At 46.2% G+C, this 1,624-nt stretch carries 2 protein-coding genes and 1 pseudogene; all 3 read left to right on the plus strand.

Annotated features, from left to right (window positions below):
• Nucleotides 1-166: 166 nt before the first annotated feature.
• Entirely contained in the window at nucleotides 167-1,000 is an 834-nt protein-coding gene (locus F6K53_RS40940) for a sulfurtransferase (RefSeq protein WP_293085985.1), read from the plus strand.
• A gap of 129 nt (nucleotides 1,001-1,129) precedes the next feature.
• A complete protein-coding gene (locus F6K53_RS40945; RefSeq protein WP_293073659.1) occupies nucleotides 1,130-1,270 on the plus strand; it encodes a hypothetical protein in 141 nt (46 codons plus the stop codon).
• A gap of 281 nt (nucleotides 1,271-1,551) precedes the next feature.
• Nucleotides 1,552-1,624: pseudogene (locus F6K53_RS40950) on the plus strand (DNA-binding protein); the annotation flags it as partial.

A 1,624-nucleotide genomic window follows, 5' to 3' on the forward strand; every position in this document is an offset into this window, starting at 1 on the left:
CGCGATCGCAAGTCTGCTTCATCCTTGACCTGATGAATGGCTTTAAATAAAAACTGCAAGGAACTCGTCATGACCGTGATGACCAAAAGTGTACTCGATCGGGTACTGGGCAACCCAAACTGCCTCCCCTAATCTTACCTTTAGCCTCAATATTAGGAGAAAACCGATGTCTCAATACGCTCACCCTGAAGTTTTGGTCAATACACAATGGCTGATGGATCATCTAGAAGATCCGATGGTGCGTGTGGTTGAAGTTGATATGAGTCCAGAATCTTACAAAGATACTCATATTCCGGGGGCTATTTTCTGGCATTTCCCCACTGATCTCTCCATGCCCGACTTTGGAATGAATTTAGACCCCACTGCGATTGAGAAACTGTTGTCGCGCTCAGGAATTTCCAAAGAAACGACCGTCATTGCCTATGGTAGTTACCCAGGCACAGGAGCTTTTATTTTCTGGTTTCTGAAGCTCTTTGGACATCAAAAAGTGTATGTCCTTAACGGTGGTCATCAGAAATGGGTGGCAGAAGGTCGTCCAGTAACATCAGACTTGTCAAACTTTCCGCCCACCTCTTATCAAGCAACCTCTCCCAATCCTGACTTACGAGTTCTCCAGGCAGAGGTGCAAGCATCTTTAGAGAAAACGGATTGTGTGGTGCTAGATGTGCGGACTCCTCAAGAGTATTCTGGTGAGATATTTATGATCAAGCCGCCAGAAGGAGCTGAACGTGGAGGGCATATTCCAGGTGCGGTGCATCTTGAGTATACTCATACCTTGAATGAGGACGGTACATTTAAGTCAGTAGAAGAGTTACATGCTCTTTACAGCAGCCGAGGTGTTACAGCTGACAAAGAAATTTTTCCTTATTGCGCGATTGGTGCACGCTCTGCGTACACTTGGTTCGTCTTGAAGTATTTACTCGGCTATCCCAAAGTGAGAAATTATGATGGATCGTGGAATGAGTGGAGCCGTCTGCCTCATGCGCTGATTGAGCGGTAAAAAAAATACCAATTAAAGTAGGGTGGGCAAATTTCTATTATCTAGAATACTCACGCATAACCAAACGGTTTTTGCCCACCCTACAAGCTTTAGCTGACCCACTGAGCACTCAATTGTGAAAATGTCTTGATGCAGTCGCTCATGGGGGAAACCACGGCAGTCGCTGGGGGAACGGCAGTCGCTCATGGGGGAAACCCCCAAGACCGCGCTGCCTCCCCAAGACCGCGCTGCCTTCCCAAGACCGTAATGGTGCGTTTGACCCGTAATTAAATTCGCCACGGGTCGCACCTCTGCATCGCTGCAATAGTTTTTATAACACTTTTATCCCACTAATCCGATTAAACTCATTAATCCCAGTTGACCCTACTCCTTGAGATGGCGACAATGCAATAGTTTTTCAGCACCCTCTTCTCTGTATTACTCCATTTCATCCATTGCACCCATCCAGTTCTTCTGTAAATCGCGATAGTGCAATAGTTTTACCAAATGCTGGCATTTTCAGAAAACGTGTGTTACATTAATAATATCGTTAAAGCAATGGTTTACTCCCCATGATGATTTCCACCGCACAAGCCGCTGAATTACTTGGTGTTTCTGCCACTCGCGTCCGTTACCTTCTGGGCA

It is taken from the genome of Moorena sp. SIO4A1 (assembly GCF_010672065.1).
Taxonomy (GTDB): Bacteria; Cyanobacteriota; Cyanobacteriia; order Cyanobacteriales; family Coleofasciculaceae; genus Moorena.

Bases quoted from the DNA above. Each gene is read 5' to 3' on its own strand.
- F6K53_RS40940 (WP_293085985.1), top strand. From the start codon at position 167: ATGTCTCAATACGCTCACCCTGAAGTTTTGGTCAATACACAATGGCTG.
- F6K53_RS40945 (WP_293073659.1), top strand. From the start codon at position 1,130: ATGCAGTCGCTCATGGGGGAAACCACGGCAGTCGCTGGGGGAACGGCA.